Origin of the sequence: Caulobacter sp. S45, assembly GCF_009765965.1 — a bacterium.
Lineage (GTDB): Bacteria > Pseudomonadota > Alphaproteobacteria > Caulobacterales > Caulobacteraceae > CAHJWH01.
Genome location: NZ_LMUL01000014.1, coordinates 503,092 through 520,648 on the forward strand (window position 1 = coordinate 503,092; position 17,557 = coordinate 520,648).

14 protein-coding genes are annotated in these 17,557 nt (G+C 64.6%); 6 read left to right on the top strand and 8 right to left on the bottom strand.

Annotation, left to right across the window (positions count from 1 at the left end; all coding sequences use genetic code 11):
- The 4 genes from GSQ87_RS09485 to GSQ87_RS09500 form a co-directional block, all read right to left on the bottom strand.
- On the bottom strand, window positions 1-304 hold a 304-nt coding region (locus tag GSQ87_RS09485), incomplete at its 3' end, for an anhydro-N-acetylmuramic acid kinase (protein WP_216839184.1).
- Window positions 305-350: 46 nt separating this feature from the next.
- The gene (locus GSQ87_RS09490) at window positions 351-1,319 is read right to left on the bottom strand and encodes a radical SAM/SPASM domain-containing protein (RefSeq protein ID WP_158915225.1); all 969 of its coding nucleotides are present in this window, start codon (window positions 1,317-1,319) and stop codon (window positions 351-353) included.
- A 408-nt stretch (window positions 1,320-1,727) separates the two neighbouring features.
- On the bottom strand, window positions 1,728-2,726 hold the full coding sequence (locus GSQ87_RS09495; RefSeq protein ID WP_216839186.1) for a DegT/DnrJ/EryC1/StrS aminotransferase family protein: 999 nt from the start codon (window positions 2,724-2,726) through the stop codon (window positions 1,728-1,730).
- A 41-nt stretch (window positions 2,727-2,767) separates the two neighbouring features.
- On the bottom strand, window positions 2,768-3,943 hold the full coding sequence (locus GSQ87_RS09500) for an acyl-CoA dehydrogenase family protein (RefSeq protein ID WP_158915226.1): 1,176 nt from the start codon (window positions 3,941-3,943) through the stop codon (window positions 2,768-2,770).
- A 374-nt stretch (window positions 3,944-4,317) separates the two neighbouring features.
- Between GSQ87_RS09500 and GSQ87_RS09505 the strand changes: the two genes are divergently transcribed.
- A complete protein-coding gene (locus GSQ87_RS09505; protein ID WP_158915227.1) occupies window positions 4,318-5,319 on the top strand; it encodes a hypothetical protein in 1,002 nt (333 codons plus the stop codon).
- A gap of 37 nt (window positions 5,320-5,356) precedes the next feature.
- Here GSQ87_RS09505 and GSQ87_RS09510 read toward each other — a convergent pair whose 3' ends face one another.
- Both GSQ87_RS09510 and GSQ87_RS09515 read right to left on the bottom strand, forming a co-directional pair.
- Complete coding sequence (locus GSQ87_RS09510; protein ID WP_158915228.1) at window positions 5,357-6,655, bottom strand: ThiF family adenylyltransferase; 1,299 nt, start codon at window positions 6,653-6,655, stop codon at window positions 5,357-5,359.
- Window positions 6,656-6,909: 254 nt separating this feature from the next.
- A complete protein-coding gene (locus tag GSQ87_RS09515) occupies window positions 6,910-7,128 on the bottom strand; it encodes a multiubiquitin domain-containing protein (protein WP_158915229.1) in 219 nt (72 codons plus the stop codon).
- A gap of 263 nt (window positions 7,129-7,391) precedes the next feature.
- Between GSQ87_RS09515 and murA the strand changes: the two genes are divergently transcribed.
- From murA to dld, 3 genes are all read left to right on the top strand, one after another.
- Window positions 7,392-8,651 carry a UDP-N-acetylglucosamine 1-carboxyvinyltransferase gene (gene murA, locus GSQ87_RS09520; protein ID WP_158915230.1) on the top strand — a complete coding sequence of 420 codons (1,260 nt, stop codon included), beginning with the start codon at window positions 7,392-7,394 and terminating at the stop codon, window positions 8,649-8,651.
- Window positions 8,648-9,532: a BadF/BadG/BcrA/BcrD ATPase family protein gene (locus GSQ87_RS09525; protein ID WP_158915231.1), complete on the top strand. Its 885-nt coding sequence runs from the start codon at window positions 8,648-8,650 to the stop codon at window positions 9,530-9,532. Before murA ends, GSQ87_RS09525 begins: the two co-directional genes overlap by 4 nt.
- A gap of 84 nt (window positions 9,533-9,616) precedes the next feature.
- Window positions 9,617-11,299: a D-lactate dehydrogenase gene (dld, locus tag GSQ87_RS09530; protein ID WP_158915232.1), complete on the top strand. Its 1,683-nt coding sequence runs from the start codon at window positions 9,617-9,619 to the stop codon at window positions 11,297-11,299.
- A 53-nt stretch (window positions 11,300-11,352) separates the two neighbouring features.
- On the opposite strand, the gene nagA is transcribed toward dld, so the two are convergent.
- Together nagA and GSQ87_RS09540 are read right to left on the bottom strand one after the other, a co-directional pair.
- The gene (gene nagA, locus GSQ87_RS09535) at window positions 11,353-12,495 is read right to left on the bottom strand and encodes an N-acetylglucosamine-6-phosphate deacetylase (protein WP_158915233.1); all 1,143 of its coding nucleotides are present in this window, start codon (window positions 12,493-12,495) and stop codon (window positions 11,353-11,355) included.
- Window positions 12,492-13,505 carry an SIS domain-containing protein gene (locus GSQ87_RS09540; RefSeq protein ID WP_216839188.1) on the bottom strand — a complete coding sequence of 338 codons (1,014 nt, stop codon included), beginning with the start codon at window positions 13,503-13,505 and terminating at the stop codon, window positions 12,492-12,494. The genes nagA and GSQ87_RS09540 overlap by 4 nt, the downstream gene beginning before the upstream one ends.
- Window positions 13,506-13,696: 191 nt before the next feature.
- Between GSQ87_RS09540 and GSQ87_RS09545 the strand changes: the two genes are divergently transcribed.
- Together GSQ87_RS09545 and GSQ87_RS09550 are read left to right on the top strand one after the other, a co-directional pair.
- Complete coding sequence (locus tag GSQ87_RS09545) at window positions 13,697-14,518, top strand: protein phosphatase 2C domain-containing protein (RefSeq protein ID WP_158915235.1); 822 nt, start codon at window positions 13,697-13,699, stop codon at window positions 14,516-14,518.
- Window positions 14,519-14,764: 246 nt separating this feature from the next.
- On the top strand, window positions 14,765-17,557 hold a 2,793-nt coding region (locus GSQ87_RS09550; protein ID WP_216839190.1), incomplete at its 3' end, for a TonB-dependent siderophore receptor.

The window sequence follows — 17,557 nt, forward strand, 5'->3', positions numbered from 1 at the left end:
CGGCGACGTCCTCGCGGCGCAGGTCGTTTTTGCGCATGAACTGCGCGACGGCTTCCGCCTGAGCGCGCGTCAGGGCCTTTTCAGCCTTGGCGAAGATCGCTGGCTCCTCCCCCTCGAAGCGCCACTCCAGCGCCGCCGCGACGGCGTCGGCGAGCAATTCGCGCAAATCCGAAGGATAGGGGGCGAGTTCCCAGGCGCCGAACTCCGATATGTCCTCACCATCCGTGCGGATCGAAGCAATGTCGATCATTCCATCAAGAACCGTGCCGGTCATCAAGCCGATCGACCACAAAGGCTTCATCATTCAGTCTCCCCTTACGGCGTCGTTGCGCCCACTCCGTCCCACAACCCTAGGCGCTGAGACGGCTAACCAGATGTGTTGAGAAAACATCGCCTTCCGGCTTACGGCAGGAGGCGCAGTGAGCGACGGAGCCGCGCCCTTCCAGCTCCAGCCGGCGGCGAAACCCAAGGCCGCGCCCGATAACCGTCTCGACGGACTCGTCGAACAAATTGCCGACGACGCCCTCCCGGCCATGGCTGATCACACAGACAGACACGTTTCCATCGGGCGCCAGGCAAAACGAATGACCGGCCCAGAAACAGGTGCCCCGCGGCACGGGAAGACTGGGATTGATGTCCTGCGACATCCGCTGATGCAGGGCCTCGTCGCTTTCCAGGTCGCCGATCCCCCTGACCTTATGATGAGCCCCACCCGGTAGCAGGGGCGTGACTTTCACATGGTCGTCCACGCGCTCGAGCAGTTCCAGGAACTCCGGATCGTAGGCCTCGATCGGCTCGTTGAGATCGATCTGATAGACGCCCACGCAGACGCGGCTGCGGTCGTCGCCGCGGGCGTCCAGCAACTTGCGCAGGCCGGTCAGGGTCTTTCGGAACGTTCCTTCGCCGCGATTGAGGTCGTGGCTCCGACTGTTGCCTCCATCGATGGAGACGAAGATCTTGTGGCTATAGGGCACCGCAAGAATTTCCCGGACGCGCTTGGCCGTCAACATCGTGCCGTTGGTATGCCACTGCAACGGAACATCCGGCAGGATACGGCGCGTCACGGCCAACAACTCGGCGAATTTTGGATTCATCAGCGGCTCGCCCCGCCAGTTCAGATGGATGGTCTTGACCGCCACCATCGGCGAAGCCCTGAGTTTGAGCAGCGCCCGCTCGAGATCGTTGGGATCGAGGTCGAGCTTGCCGTGGCTTTGCTTGGTGTAGCAGAGCCGGCAGGCTAGGTTGCAGCGTGTGGTCGGATCGAGCCAGAGCCACACTGGATGCGCGCGGTTCGTCAAATAAGCCGTGCGTTCGAACATTTCACACCGCCTCCCGGCAAAACTCTCCCGTTTCAATCGGTGGGTTGCGTCGATAACCTACGACCCCACGCTCGTTCGGAGGCCGCCATCCTCACGGACCAGCCACTTCCTGCGTCGAGGCGCAGGAAATCCGTCTTCGGGCAGCGTTCACGCCCGCACGAAGTGTATTAATCATGACTTTAGATCTACAGGCTCTGCTCGCCTCATCGAGAGCAAAGCAGATCGATCATCGATGGCCAGATCAGCCACCGAAGAGCGCATTGCTGATAGTCACCAATTATCCCTACCTACCGAGCACCTCTGTGAGAGATCATATGCATGGATACCAATTTGGTATCACCACAATACCAGCCTCATTCCCAATAACAACCTGCGCCGTATAATTTTTTCAACCTGCCCGGCAGTGGCTCAGATCCGCTCGGATTGAGCCTCCCTCGGATAATAGAGCGGAACGCACCAGTGGTTGGTCGCAACCCAATCTGCGTTCGGCAAATCCGTCTCGGCGCGCATCAGTCGATGGCAAGGCTGCTCGTAAACCTTACCGGTCGAGTTGGAGATGGGTTGGAAGACGATGTACTTGTAATAGCCGCTGGCCATCCCGTCAGGGAAGCGGACACGATCTGGATATAACGGATCAAGCACATCGCGCGCGTACGCCTGCTTCCACGCGACGATTTCAGGCATACGGCGCAATTGAACCGTTCCGAAGGCTGCGCGGAACTCATCCATGCGATGATTGAGGCTTTTGACGCGATAGCCGGACCCACGCCCGTAGTCGCGATAGGAGCGCAGGTGCTTCAGTAAATCCTGGTCTGCGGTGACGGCGACCCCACCTTCCCCGGTCGAGATCGTCTTGGTAGCGTAAAGCGAAAACAGTCCGACATCGCCGAAACCACCAGGCTTCTGACCATTCCAGTCCGCCCCGACGGCGTGGGCGCAATCCTCGATCAGCCGGATACCTTTCTCGCGGCAGTAGGCTGCGATCCTACGGATGTCGAAAGCCAGGTGACCACCGACATGGACGACGAACGCCAGCGCTGGGCGGGTCGCCTCGGCCTTAGCGACGAAATCCTCAAAAGAAGCGCAGAGATCATGTCGGTTGCAGTCATAGAAGACCACTTTGGCGCCTGACAGTTCGGCCGAACGCGGAGTGGCGAGAAAAGTGTTCGACGGGCACAGCACGGTCTGGCCACGAACCTGGAAGAAATCCAGGGCGGCCATGGCGGCGCCGGCCCAATTATCGAAGCCCACCGCCGGCATGCCGTTCCAGGCGCCCCATTCCTGTTCGAACTCTTCCAACTGCTCGCCATGGCTCCACTTGTTCGAACGCAGCACCAAGCGCCAACGCCGCATGACTTCCTCTTCGTCGCGCGGGTCGAAAGCGATTGAAAAGGGCAGCGGCGCCAATGACTCACCCGATGTCCGAAGCAGGTCCTCACATGATGCCTTCACAGCAGCGTGTCCTCCGTTTCCTGACCCAGCATCGCCGCGCCGAGCGCACGGCCATGACCTTCGTATTGGTTGGCGGCGTGTTGGCGGGCGGCCTGGATGTCGGCGAGGAACCGTCCGAACGGTTTCGCCGTCGATAACCCGGACGCTCCCGTTGCTTTGAACAGACGGGCGCCCAGGCGGCAGCACCGCTCGGTGACTAGGCTGGCCTGCAGCCGATATATCATGCGGTCGGGGATCGGCGGCTCGGAACCGGACTGCGCGTGGTCGAGCAGCCGATCGAAATTCGCCGCCATCATCGTCGTCATCTCGTGGAGTTCCGCCGCCGCCTCGGCGCACGCGAGCTGGGTCACGGGATCTTTCGAAGCGGCGGCGCCGGTGACGGCGACGCGGTCGCCGTTGTGCGTCAGATAGGCCTCAAGCATCCCACGCAATCCGCCGATGGCCGGCGAAGAAATGACCCGGAACAACAGCTGGGGCAAAGGAACCCGATAGATCGCCGCCCGATTGACCGACAGGCCGGGGCTGAGGCCAAGAAATCGATCCCGCAAGCCATGCGCCCTATATTCCGGCACGACGCAGGCCGCCACGCTGAGGTCCTGGCTGCCGGTTCCCCTAAGACCCGTCGTGCACCAGGTGTCGTGCACCTGGACGTCTGCCCGCGGGACGAGGAAAACCATCGGCCGGGGCTGTCCGCTTTCATCAGCCGCCACGCCCCCCAGCAGAAACCAGTCCGCATGGTCGGCCCCGCTGGCGAACCCCCAGCGACCGCTCAGCTGGAAGCCGCCGGGAATCGGAAAAGCTTTTCCTGTCGGCATGTAGCTTGAGGCAAGCAGGGCGTCGGGATCGTCGAGCCAGACCTCATCTTGAGCGGCCCGGGAAAACAGGGCCAGATGAAACGCCAGCACCCCCATGACGCCATGAAGCCATCCGGTCGACATGTCGACTTCCGAAAGCGCGGCCTGGACAGAGAGGAACGTCGTCGGATCGCACTCGCCGCCGCCATATCGCGCCGGCTGGAGCATCCGGAATAGGCCGGCCTGCTTCAGGGCCTCGATCATCGGGGTCGGCAGGCGACGATCCCTGTCGCCCGCCGCCGCATGCGCGGCCACGAGTGAACTCAGCCCACGGGCGCGCGCCAGATAATCGAGGGGCGCGATCGGCTGCGCCGCCATAAACCGGTCTCCCCGAAACTCTTCCCGCACGTCCCACATCGCTGCGCGCCTGTTCCGCTAGGTCAGTTCGCGTTCCAAGGGGGCCGGTCATCCCGACGAACGCGGGGAAAGCAGGAAGGCGGCGCTCTTGAACCGGCTTGACTGGCATCCTCTAATACGCAGTATCTACCACTTACATACCAATCCGTCCGCTCGATCAACCCACCGTTTAACCCGCGCGGACGCAAGGAAAGCCTCCGCAAGTCACCCAGTCACCGCCAGGAGGGCGATTTCTGCGCCAGCAGCTACGGCCTGCGTATTCCCAGAGCCCTTTCTGAGGCGACCCGCTCAGGAAGATACGAACAGGGTGGGAGAGGATCATGCCAACCTTTGCTTTGAAGGCCGCACTGGCGGATTTCGACCAGCTCGCTGCGCGGGCCGCCTACCTGACTTCCGCGGGACGGCCGGTGAGGTTGGAGCTCCACACCTTTGGTCAACGCGACGTCGACAACACCGCGGCCCTGCAAGGCGCTCACCTCAATATCCGACGGCTAAAGGCGGAATTTCCCGTCGAGTCCCTGGTCGTCCACGTCCCGCCGCAATCGGTGCCAGTGGTCACGCGTACGGATTTCGACACCGGTCAATGCCAACGCAGCATCGCCTTCGCGGTCGAGATCGGGGCCAACGCCGTGGTCATGCACCGATATTTCGGCATGGTGTTCGCCGATGCGCCAGCGCGGGCGCGAAACCGCGAGGAAGCTACCAGCGGCTTTGAGGCGATCGTCTTGGACCTCGCCCGTTTCGCCGGGGATCTGCGCCTCCTTGTCGAAAACGTCGGCCATTACTCCCTGCTTCCGCGCGATGGCCTGAGCTATCTCACCGGCCCGCTCGATCACTTCTTCCCATGGGAGATCGCGCACTTCCGCGATTTTCTCGCGCGCGAGAACCTGACCACGGTCGAGCCGTTCGTCGATGTCGCGCACGCGACGCTGTCCGCCAATCTCTTCAACCGTCGCCGCCGCCAACCCCGGAGGACGGCGGACGATCCGCGCTTCGCCTGGATCACCGACGACGACCTCGATCACGCCGACCGGCTGCACCCCTTCGACTTCGTCGACAGCGGCATGCCCTACCTCCACGTCTCCGATGCGTTGCAACTGGACGAGGCCGCCTGCCGCGACCCCGGGCTCGATGAAAAGACGCTGACGGCGTCGATTGTCAGCGAGGGCCTGGAACTCGGAGCGGGCAACCTCCCCTTCCCGGCCTTGCCCGAACGCTTCGGGATGTCGGGCGAGCTCGTATTGGAGGTCGAACCCGCTTCCAGCGAAACCCATGTGGGGAACGGCGCGCAGTTGCGCTCCCTGGAGACGCTCGCCCAAATCTACGAAGCGGCTTAGCCTCGAGCCTAGCCAGGTGCGTGGACGGCGAGGAGGTCTAGCCGACCTCCGCCACGTAGCGGACATCGGGCCAGTGAGCTGGTGGAACGACCGGCGCGACGGCGAGGGCCTGGTCGGCGTGGCCTCGGGTGTCGCCGCAGGAACAGTTCACCTGCCTGCGTTGAGGTCGCTCGACGGCGCCGAGGCAATCCACGACCAAGTCGAGCTGCAGACGTTCGAAATTCGGGGAAAAGCGGTCGGTCAGCCATCCGATGACAAAGCCGGCGGCCAGAGTTCCCGCCGTCGTGGTGATGTAGCCGACGGTGTCGATCTGCGGTATCGCGCTGAGGATCGGATCGGGTCGTTCCCCATTTGCAATCGCCAGGGCGACCTGCGCCGCAGCCTCCGCCCGCACCGCCGGCGGCAGCAACTCCTGCCGCACCCGGGTTTCCGAGATCATCCCGCGGCAGCGCGGACAGGGATCGTCCGCCAGGAAGCGAACGATCTGGACCAGTTGGCCGGTCACGACGCCATCCCGCCCCTCGATCAGACCACCGCAATCGACCGCCGGAATGAGATAGCGCGAGGCGATATCCGCCACGATCAGCCGGCTCGAATGCTGATCCGTGCATCCCATGATCACATCGGCGCCGACGACGGCGTCGAGCACTTCCTCTTGCGGCAAGCGGCCGATGATCGCCTCGACCGCCACGTCGGGCGCGTATTCGGCGACCGACCGTCTCGCGATGGCGGCCTTGGAGACCTCGGCGGCGACATCGGCCGGTCGACTGCCGTGCAGCCGCTCAAGGTTCGACTCGCTCGCATGGTCGCTGTCCACGATGATGAGACGGCCCACGCCCGCCCGGGCAAGGATGGGAATGGCCGCGGAGCCGGTGCCCCCGGCGCCGATAAGCGCCACGGTGGATCGTTGAAGCCGCTCGAACGCTTGACGGCCGAACGCGCTGGTCAGTCGCGCCACGCGCTCGGGCGGGATCGGCGCGGGCGGCGGCCGCTTCCCCGCACACCAGGCCACCACCGTGGGCCGCCGTTCGGCGGCGACGCGCTCGATATCGATCCAGCGTCTGGCGTGGAAAATCCGACCCGAAACCGCGATCTCCTCCTCCATTTGCGAAAGGATGAGGCTGACGAACGGCCGATCCGGCGCGAAATCGGCGAAGTGGCCGGCAAGATATCGGTCCATCTCGTCGTCGGCCGCGCGGGGTTCGGGTGCGACGCCGACCGGGCGGCAACGAATGAAGCCGATCGCCAGGGGGTGGTCCTGCGCCTCCGCCGCGACGCGTCGCAAATAGACGGGGCTTATCTTGATGTCGTCGCTTGCGGGATCGAGATCGCCCATTCCGGACTGATCAATCGCCGCAAGCGTCACCGCGAAATGACCGGGTGCGGGCCGCCATCCCAAGCGCGCGAAGCTTCCCCATGGCCTGCCGGTAGAGCTGACGACGGCTTCATGCAAAACATCCAGTTCCGGCGCTGCGAGACGAAGCAAGCCGATGGCGGACCGCGTTCCCGCTGGACTGATTATCTGCAAGGGGCGGCTCTCCAACACGTCATGGCCTGCGACCACGCCCGAAACGTCTGCGGTTTGCGGTATCACCCGCCCATGATGAACTGACGGGTGACGAGGAACGACTGGCCGGAACAGATCTCGAACGCATGATCGAGCGGCAGGGTCTCGAGCTCACCCGCCGCACCGTGCCGCTCGACAACGGCGTTGTCCTCGGGCACGCCAAGCAGGTTCGCGATCTCGGCGCCGGTCATCCGCTCGCCACCGATCTCGAACCGACGTCGATTGACGAATATCTCGCTCAAGACAGGTCTCCTCCTCTTAATTGACGCCCCCGGCCGCCCTCTGTCGCCGGTGCCCGTCCCCGCGGATATGGCGGCTGGAATGGTTTGATCGGGCGAGTGCGCAGCCGATATCGGAGCGTCGGACATCTCGGCGGAACCGCAACCTGGTCGAGTAAAAACCCCAGTCCATCGATGATACCACAAGGAAACCATTTGGCCACGAGTGCCGGATGTGAAATGGACGACCGGCTCATGAAGCGACGCCACGAGGTCTGGAGAAGCTGATGGATCGATTGATTGTCCGCGGCGGCCGAGCGCTTGAGGGTACCGTCGACATCGCCGGAGCGAAGAACGCCGCTCTCCCCTTGATCGCCGCCAGCCTCCTGAGCGAACAGCCCCTGACCCTCGCCAATGTGCCTGCGGTCACTGACGTCACGACCCTGCTTTCGCTGATGGAGAGTTATGGCGTCGGCGTCAGCCGGGACGCCGCCCATCAGGTGACCCTGGACGCCGGCTCGGCCATCAACGCGGAGGCCCACTACGATGTAGTGCGTCGCGCCCGGGCGACCATCCTGGTCCTCGGCCCGCTGCTGGCTCGGTTCGGCGCCGCTCGGGTGTCTCTGCCCGGAGGCTGCGCCATCGGCGCCCGCCCGATCGATCTCCATCTCAAGGCGCTGATAGCCCTGGGCGCCGAGGTCACGGTGGATGGCGGCTACATCGTCGCCCGGGCCCCGAACGGCCTGAAGGGCAGCCGCATCGTCCTCTCCTCGCCCTCGGTGGGCGCGACGGCGACGGCGATGATGGCCGCGACCCGCGCGCGCGGTGAAACCGAGATTCTCAACGCCGCCCGCGAGCCCGAAATCGCCGATCTCGCAGCGGGCTTGTCGGCGATGGGCGCGCGGATAGAAGGCGCCGGGACACACCGCATCATGTTGTCCGGCGATCAGCCTTTCCGGCGCGCGACGCACGAGCTGATCCCGGACCGGATCGAGGCCGGCACCTACGCCGCCGCCGCCGCCATCACCGGGGGGCGGCTGGAGCTCATCGGCGCGCGATTGGAGCATCTGTCCGCAGAGTGCCAAGTGCTGGAAACGGCGGGCGTGCGCATTTTCCCGACCGATCGCGGCCTCATGGTCGAAAGGACGGGGAAACTCTCCGCCGTGGACATCACCACCGAACCCTTCCCAGGCTTCCATACCGATCTGCAGGCGCAGTTCATGGCGATGATGTCGATCGCCGAAGGCGCCGCCCTGGTCCGCGAAACCATCTTCGAGAACCGTTTCATGCACGTTCCCGAATTGATGCGGCTGGGCGCCGATCTGACGCTGCAGGGCACCACGGTGCTGGTGCGCGGGGTTAGCCGCCTGAGAGGCGCCCCGGTGATGGCCACCGACCTGCGCGCCTCGGTTTGCCTTATCCTCGCGGGTCTGGTCGCCGAAGGCGAGACGGTGGTCAACCGCGTCTACCACCTTGATCGCGGATACGAGGACTTGGCCCGCAAGTTGGTGCGCTGCGGAGCGGACATCGTCCGGGTGCAGGGATGACGGCCGCCGTGGGGACGGCGCCGCTGTTTCTAGGGGTGGATGGCGGCGGCACCGGCTGCCGCGCGCGGATCGAAGACGCCCACGGTGTGGTGCTGGGCCTCGGCATCGCTGGACCGGCCGCGACCCGCTTCGGCATCGAGGCGTCGTGGAACGCGATCCGAACCGCCTTCACCGGCGCGATCCGCGAGGCGGGACTCGACACGGCTCAGGTCGCCGCCGTTCGCGCAGGCGTGGGCGTGGCCGGCCTCGGCAGGAAGGGCGCGCAAGCAGCGCTTGAGGCTATCGAGCACCCCTTCGCCGACATCACATTCTCTACGGACGGGATGATCGCCTGCCTTGGCGCCCATGGCGGCAAGGACGGCGCGATTGTGATCGTGGGCACGGGCTCATGCGGTATCGGCAGGGTAGACGGGCGGGAATTCAAGGTGGGGGGTTACGGCTTCCCCATCTCGGACGAGGGCAGCGGCGCCGATATCGGGCTGCGCGCCATCCGGCTGGCGCTGCGCGCGCATGATGAACGGCTGACGGCGAGCACCTTGACCCGTGAGATCATGGCGCGGTTCGACAACGACCCGGTCGAGGCGGTGACGTGGATGGATCGGGCGACCGCGACGGAATACGCAACGTTCGCCCCCCTGGTGCTGCGACACGCCGATCAGGGGGACGCGATCGGCCGACATGTCGTGCAGGTCGCGGCCGAGCATATCAACGGGCTTGTCCGGGCGTTGTTCGAACGCGGCGCCCCTCGCCTCACCCTGATCGGCGGCCTGGCGAGCGCCATGGAGGCCTGGCTCGCCCCAGACGTCCGCCGCCGGCTCGCGCCCCCTCTGGGCGACGCCGTCTCCGGCGCTCTCGCCTTGGCGGGACGGCGTGCAACCTAGACCCAGGACTTTCGTAGGACGCTAGATATGCACCCGAACGCCTCGGCCTTCTCAAATCGCGCGACACGCAACTCGGCCGGAACAATGCGGCGGCTCATCGCCGAGCTCCGGGCCGCTGTCGGCGATCGGCACGTGCTCACCCGGCCTGAGGAGACGCGCCGCTATCGCACGGGCTTCCGGTTCGGGAGCGGTTCCGCGGCGGCGGTGGTGCGGCCCGCCACGCTGGTGGAGCAATGGAAGGTCGTGCAGGCCTGCGTCGCCGCCGATGTGGTGGTCATAATGCAGGCCGCCAACACCGGCTTGACCGGCGGCTCCACGCCGGACGGCGAGGACTACGACCGCGACGTAGTGATGGTGAGCACCCTGCGCATCAAGGGCCTGCACCTGATCGACGAAGGTCGCCAGGTCGTCTGCCTTCCCGGCGCCACCCTTTACGATCTGGAACGCGCGCTGAAGCCGCTTGGCCGCGAGCCGCACTCGGTGATCGGATCGTCGTGCATCGGCGCTTCGGTGTTCGGCGGCGTCTGCAACAACTCGGGTGGATCGCTCGTGCAGCGGGGACCTGTCTTCACGGAGATGGCGCTCTTCGCCCGCCTGAGCGAGAGCGGCGACTTGCAACTCGTCAACCACCTCGGCATCCAACTGGGCGACGACCCCGAAACCATCCTGGGGCGGCTGGATCGTGGCGAATTCGAAGCGGCGGACGTCCAGCACGACCCGTCCGTTCGCGCCTCGGACCAAGGCTATGTCGACCATGTGCGCGAGATCGACGCCCCCACCCCGGCCCGGTTCAATGCGGACAGCAAGCGGCTGTTCGAAGCCTCGGGCAGCGCGGGCCGGCTGATCCTGTTCGCGGTGCGGCTCGACACCTTTCCCAAGCCCGAACAGACCGCGGTCTTCTACATCGGCTCGAACGCTCCAGGCGGGCTGACCGCCATTCGGCGCGACATCCTTGGCGGGTTCCAATCCTTGCCCGTGGCTGGCGAATACATGCACCGCGACGCCTTCGACATCGCCGAGGCGTATGGCAAGGACACCTTCCTCGCCATCCAGCATCTGGGCGTCGACCGACTGCCCCTGCTGTTCGGGCTGAAGGCGGCGTTCGACGCGGCCGCCGGCCGGTTCGGCTGGATCAAGGGCGGGCTGAGCGATCACCTCCTCCAGGCGGTCAGCCGGCTTTTCCCGCCGCATCTGCCGCAGCGGCTGCGCGATTACCGCGACCGTTACGAACACCACCTGATGCTGAAAATGGCCGGCGAAGGCGTGGCGGAGGCGCGCACATACCTGTCGTCGCGCCGACCGGAGGGCGTCGAATTCTTCGAATGCACCTCCGAAGAGGGGGACAAGGCTTTCCTGCACCGTTTCGCCGCGGCCGGCGCGGCGGTGCGTTACCGCGCCGTCCACGCGGATACGGTCGAGGATATCGTAGCGCTGGACATCGCCCTGCCCCGCAACGAACGCGACTGGTTCGAGACCTTACCGGCCGAGGTGGAGGCGCCGATACTGCACAAACTCTACTACGGCCACTTCTTCTGCCACGTCTTCCATCAGGACTACGTTGTCGCGAAGGGGCATGACACCTTGGCCCTCGAACACCGGATGTGGGGGCTGCTCGACGCGCGCGGCGCCGAGTATCCGGCCGAACATAATGTCGGGCACCTGTACAAGGCCAAGGCCGAGTTGACGGCGTTCTTCCGTGAGCTCGACCCCTGCAACCAGTTCAATCCGGGAATCGGCCAGACATCGAAACATCGACATTGGCATTGAGCCCTTCGCCGCTCCAACGGCTCGACATGAATTCGGGTCCTGCGCCGACCGCCCTATTGACGAAGTTCCCCACCCAGCCAGACACGACCCACCTTGAGATCCTCGTCCAAGTGGACGATGTCGGCCCGAAGTCCGGCCGCCAGCGCCCCGACCTCGCGCTCCAGACCCAGAAAACGTGCAGGCGTTCCACTCGCCATTCGGGAGGCGGTGGAGGGCGACACGCGCAACATCCTCACAGCGTTCGCGAATGCGGTGGCCATGTCCAGATTTGAACCGGCAAGGGTGCCGTCCTCGGCGCGGCAGGCGTTCCCCTCGACGTGGATCAGGCGACCGCCCAGGGCGAAGGAGGTCTGGGCGCCGCCAACCGAGGGCATGGCGTCGGTCACAAGCATAACCCCCTCGTGTCCGTGCGCCGCCAGGGCGATCCGCAGGGTCGCCGGGTGAACGTGCTCCCCATCTACGATCAGGCCGAAGCAGCAATGCTTCGCCTCCAGCGCGGCGCCCACCATGCCCGGCTCTCGGGAGCCGAGCTGGGTCATGGCGTTGAAAAGATGCGTGAACCCGCTCAGGCCTTCATCGAGCGCGCCTATGGTTTGCTCGTATCCCGCCAGGCTATGACCGCCGCACACAATGACGCCTGCTTCGGAAAGCCGCCTGATGGCTCCAGGCGGCGCGAGTTCGGGTGCGATCGTCACCATCCTGCGCGCCGGGCCAGGACGGGTGAGCAGCGATATCGCCTCCTCGTCGAGCCGCCTGAACTTGTCGGCGTCGTGGATGCCGCGTTTGGCCGGATTGAGGAACGGACCTTCTATGTGGACGCCCAGGACGCCGGGGACGCCCTGGGCCACCGCGGCGTCCGCGCTGGCGATGGCCCGAGCCACAACATCCAGGTCGTCGCTTATCAGGGTCGGCATCAGGCCCGTCGTCCCGAACCGGCTGTGCGCCTCCGCGATCGCGGCCATCCCTTCGACCGTGGGATTGTCGTTGAGCAGCACGCCCCCGCCGCCGTTGACCTGGACGTCGATGAAGCCAGGCGCAAGGACGCCGCCCGCCAGCGCCTCACGCCGACACCCGCCCGCGACTTCTGCGTCGGGCACGACGGCTGCTATGCGGTCATTCTCGACGACGACGGCGTATCCCTCGAGCGGCCCGTCAGGTGTGAGTACGGTCGCCCCGCATAGAGCCCACGTCGTCATCGGGTATGGGTGACTTTCTTGAGAAATGGAGGCCGATCCGGATCGTGACCGCGCGCGAACGCGACGGCGTTGACCAGCCCATAGAAGCTCTGAACCATGGCGATCGGCGCCACCGCCGGGCGGAGCCCGGCGCCGAGAGGCAGCACGATGTCTCCCCCGAAGCCCTCGCCCACCACGATCGTCAAGGCGCCGCGCTGCTGAAACGCCTCCACCTGTTCGCGCACCCCAAGAGACGCTGCATCGACTGGAGGGAAAACCAGCACCGGGAACCCCTTCGTGATCAGCGCGGCCGGTCCATGGACGACTTCCGCCGTACTGAAGGCCTCCGCGTGGATACCTGACGTCTCCTTGAACTTGAGCGCCGCCTCTTGCGCGATGGACAGCGTCAGACCGCGTCCGAGCACGAACAGGCTCGACACCTGGGACAGCGGCTCGACCGCCGCGGACCAGTCCATCCCCCAGGCGTTCGCCAGGTCGTTGGGCAACCCCTCGAACGCCATCCTCAGATCGTCCGCGTCGGTCCATTCGGCCACCAGGTTCAATGTCTGGGCCAGTGTCGCGATAAAGCTCTTGGTAGCCGCAATGCTGACCTCCGGTCCCATCTGCAACGGCAGCAGGACGTCGGCGAGCTTCGCAAGCGGCGATGAGGCGTCGTTGACCATGACCAAAATAAGCGACCCCACGCGCTTGGCCGCCTCGACCGACAGCAGCAGATCGGGACTATGGCCCGACTGCGAGATCGCCAGCAGCGCGGCCCTGCGAAAATGGGGGGACGTGGTCTCGAACACCGAGCTGATCGAGGGCGCATGCGAAAAGGTCGGGGTACGAGCCCGGGTCTCTATAAGATATTTGGCATAGGTCGCTGCATGATCGGAGCTGCCGCGCGCACAGGTCGCGATGAAGTCGGGCTGAAAGTCCCGCAGCCGCTCTGCAGCGGCTACGGCGGCCCGCCTGGCGGCGGCTCCGCTTTCCCTGAGACCTTCGGCGGCATAGGCCGCTTCCTTGTACATATGGCTGGTGGTAACGGCTTTCGACATGCGTCCCTCACGGATTTGGTAGATACCAGTACAGGACTAACCCGACAACTGGTTCCTATGTGGTCGCTAGAATGGGAGATTGCGATTTGGACGTCGCCGGTAAGGTTGGGGCGGACTCCCTTAAAAAGCTTCACGTCTGTGTCTCGGTGTCGGACGCGGGGGGATTGATCAACGAAGACGTCGTTGGCCACCTGGGCGACTGGGCCTGGGTCATCGATGGCGCCACGGGGGTCGGCGCCCCCCTGCTCGACGCGCCAAGCGACGCCGCCTGGTTTGCGCAGGAGGTGGACCGCGCACTGTGCAGCGCCATTCCCAGCAGTGGAGATCGCCCCACAACCGACGTGCTTCGTGAGGTGATAGCGGATTGTCGCGGCGAGTTGCATCGGCAGCAGCGCCGCGAACCCTCCGAACGCCACGAGCGCCCTTCGGCCGCGATCGCGATGGTGCGGATAACGTCCGGCGGGCTCGAAATGAGCACGCTCGGCGATTGCCGCATCGCCTATCGCGACCGGAACGGCTCGGCCCAGCTATTTGGAACTTCCCGCATCGAAATCTTCGAGCGACGCACGTTGGACATGGCCGCGCGCCTACTCCGCGACGCGCCCGCCCTGAGCTCGGCCGAGCTGCGTGAACGCCTCCTGCCGCAGCTACAGACGAACCGTCGCCATATGAATACGGCTGGGGGTTACTGGGTGCTCAATACCGATCCCGAAGCAGCCGACCATATGGACCAGCTCACAATCCCGGCCGACGGGACGACGGTCGCGCTGGGCAGCGATGGCTTTCTTCGGCTGGTGGAACTGTTCGAGGTTGCGACTCCGGACGACCTGCTCTCGCTCGACCTCCCGGCGAAGGTCGAGGCGCGGTTGAACCAGCTCAGACGGATCGAGGCCGAGGATCCCGAATGCCGCAGGCACCTGCGGATAAAGCGCTCCGACGACGCCTCATTCCTCCTTGCCCGCTGCGTCGACATCGCCGCTGCATGATCGGCGCCCCGTCGCTCTGAACGGAATTTGGGGCTATGGCGCGCCTCGATATCGGGCCAGAATAGGACTCACGGGATGGCCCCAGAGCGATTGGAGAGGCAATCTGTCGCAGCGGGGCGCGCCCCTTACCGATCCCAACTGGTATCAGACCTTATTTACAGTCGTATTAAACCGGTTATCGTCCCATCCAAACTATCCTGCCACGTACGCGGATAAGAAAAGTCGGGGGACGAAATGTCGAGGTCTTTGATCAGCAATCTATCGGGCGCCAGCGTGCTGGCCTTGGTCATCGCCACCACGGCGGCGGCCCAAGCGCATGCGCAGACGACCCAGACGGCGCCCACAGAGACGCCGACAGGCGGGCCGGCCCCACAATCCGACGCCCCGGCCCCCAGCACGGGGACCTCGGCCGCCGCCCTCCCGAGCCCTCAGGCCGCCGCTCCGACCCAAGGTTCAGCCTCCTCAGTCAGCGAGGTCGTGGTGACGGGCTCCCGCATCCCACGAACCGGAATCACCTCGACCAGCCCGGTCGACTCGACGTCTCGAGAACAGATCAAACTCGAGAACGCATTGACCATTCTGGACTTTTCGACCGAGCTGCCGCAACTCGCCGGCGGCGTGCGCGAGGCGGCGCAGGGCAGCGACTCTTTCGGCGCCCAGGTATTCGATCTTCGCAACCTAGGCCAGAGTCGGACCTTGGTGCTGATCGACGGTACGCGCGCGGTCCCCTTCAGTTTCCGCAACTCCGTGGACGTCAACTCCATCCCTGCTTCGTTGATCAAGCAGGTGGACGTCCTTACCGGCGGCGCCGCGGCCGTGTACGGCGCGGACGCCGTGGCTGGCGTGGTCAATTTCATCCTCAACACCTCGTTCAACGGCATGGAGGTGTCGGCGACCGACAGGACCGCCGAAGCGGGCGGATCGGAATACGGCGCCTCCTTACTGCTTGGCGGCGATATCAACGACCGCGGGCATATCGTACTTGCGTTCGACTATACCCAGCGCGACCAGGCCCTGGCGGGATCGCGCAGTTGGGCCGCCACCCCGAACCAGACGGTGGCGCCGGCCGGAGGCAACTTCACCGACGTCGCATCGGGCCGCGAGTTCTCCTTCACGCCCGCGGGCCAATTCACCACGACGCCGCAGACTTCGAACTACACCTCGCAGTACCCGCTGATCGAGCCTCTGACCCGATACAACGCCGACACCTTCTTCAACTACAAATTGCTCGACAATGTTGAGCTCTATGGCCGCGGCATGTTCTCCGATGTAAAGACCGAAGAATCGGGCACCCCCGGCCCCGGCCCCGTCACCATAAACCAGATCGTCGGCATCAATCAGTCCAACGCCTTCGTGACCCCGCAGATCGCCAACCAATTGACCTTCGTCAATGGCGTAGCTCAGGTGCTCGTAAACAAATCCCTACCTCAACTGGGCCTCATCGACTTCCATACCGATCGCCAGACCTACCAGGTGCAGGCGGGATTGCGCGGTCCCGTCCCCGGAACCAGTTCGATCAAGTGGGACGTCTACACCCAGTACGGACGCTCGACGGAGACCTCCCCGATCACCGGCGACGGCCTAGTGACCAACGCCAGCGGTCAGAACAACTTCGCCGCCCTTGCAAACAGCGTCAACATCTTCGGACCTAACTCGGCCGGCCTCAGCGCCTTGGGCTCCACCCTTCAAGGTAACGAGCGCACCCGCGACCAAGCCGTGATTTCCGGCAATGTCAGCGGAGACCTCCGGGACCTGTTTTCCCTCCCCGCCGGTCCGATCGGCTTTGCTCTTGGCTATGAATACCGCCGAGAGACAGCGACCATCGGTCAGGACTCGGCGCTGCTCGACGGCAACACCTACTTGGAAGGTTCTCTGGCCGCTTACAACGGGGCCGTCACCACCAACGAACTCTACGGCGAGACGCTGGTCCCGATCGTAAAGAACCTGCCGCTGATCAAGAACCTCGACATCGAATATGCCTATCGGAATTCCAAGTATTCGCTGTTCGGAACGCACAATACGAGCAAGTACGGCTTTACCTGGTCGATTGATGACAACTTGCGCATCCGCGGCACGGTCCAAACTGTAATCCGAGCCCCCAACTTCAGCGAATTCGCCGCGCCCGAATCCTCGCTGCCCTACAACGACCTCGTCACCGTCGCCCGCCTGGCCCCACGCTATGCGGGCGACCCCTGCGTGCTCGGAACGGGCAATGCGGCGCAGTGCGCGCGGTTCGGGGCGCCGGCGGTGGGTTCGGTAAACTCCTTTTCGCCGTCCTATCTCCAGGGCAACTACTTTTTTGGCGGCAACGCCGACATCAAGCCCGAACAGGGGCGCACCAAGACCTTTGGCTTTGTCCTGACACCTCAGATCGTTAAGCGCTTTTCTGCGACGGTTGACTACTACGAGTTGGACCTTCGCGACGCGATCGGAGTTATTCAACCCATCGCCGCGCTGAATAGCTGTTATGTCCTCGATCCCGTCGCCAGCAATCCGCTGTGTAGCCTGGTGCCTCGCAATCCCACGACAGGCGCCCTGGACAACACCTTCGTCAATAACCAGAACCTGGGACGCCTCGACCAGCAGGGCATAGATGTCTCCATCAACTATTCCGTTCCCACTCCGCGGTGGTTGCCCGGTGAGCTGTTCCGCTTCGCCTACCAAGCGAATTTCGTGACCCGCTATACGATCCAGAACAACCCGGCCGTCGCCGCCATCAACTGTAAGGGGACATTCGGCGCCACATGCTCGAGCGACGCCACGACATTGGTCCAGCCCGACTATCGGCACAACGCCACCGTGAGCTGGGTATTCGATCGTGGGCAGGTCCAACTCGACTGGCAGAGGATCGGCGGTGTCGTCGACAGCACGCCCGGCGAGAACGACAAGATCCCAGCGCAGGACTATTTCAACCTGAACAGCTCCTGGCGCGTCTTGAGTTGGCTGACCGCCAACTTCGGGATCAACAATCTGCGGGGGAAGGACCCGCCATTCGTGCCCACCTCCGGGACGTTCAACACCTTCCCCGACACCTACGAC

What these genes read in the sequence shown, in the direction of transcription:
- murA (WP_158915230.1), top strand. Translation starts at nt 7,392, where the DNA reads ATGGATCGATTGATTGTCCGCGGCGGCCGAGCGCTTGAGGGTACCGTC.
- GSQ87_RS09500 (WP_158915226.1), bottom strand. Translation starts at nt 3,943, where the DNA reads ATGGCGGCGCAGCCGATCGCGCCCCTCGATTATCTGGCGCGCGCCCGT.
- nagA (WP_158915233.1), bottom strand. Translation starts at nt 12,495, where the DNA reads ATGACGACGTGGGCTCTATGCGGGGCGACCGTACTCACACCTGACGGG.
- GSQ87_RS09490 (WP_158915225.1), bottom strand. Translation starts at nt 1,319, where the DNA reads ATGTTCGAACGCACGGCTTATTTGACGAACCGCGCGCATCCAGTGTGG.
- GSQ87_RS09540 (WP_216839188.1), bottom strand. Translation starts at nt 13,505, where the DNA reads ATGTACAAGGAAGCGGCCTATGCCGCCGAAGGTCTCAGGGAAAGCGGA.
- GSQ87_RS09525 (WP_158915231.1), top strand. Translation starts at nt 8,648, where the DNA reads ATGACGGCCGCCGTGGGGACGGCGCCGCTGTTTCTAGGGGTGGATGGC.
- dld (WP_158915232.1), top strand. Translation starts at nt 9,617, where the DNA reads ATGCGGCGGCTCATCGCCGAGCTCCGGGCCGCTGTCGGCGATCGGCAC.
- GSQ87_RS09510 (WP_158915228.1), bottom strand. Translation starts at nt 6,655, where the DNA reads ATGGGCGATCTCGATCCCGCAAGCGACGACATCAAGATAAGCCCCGTC.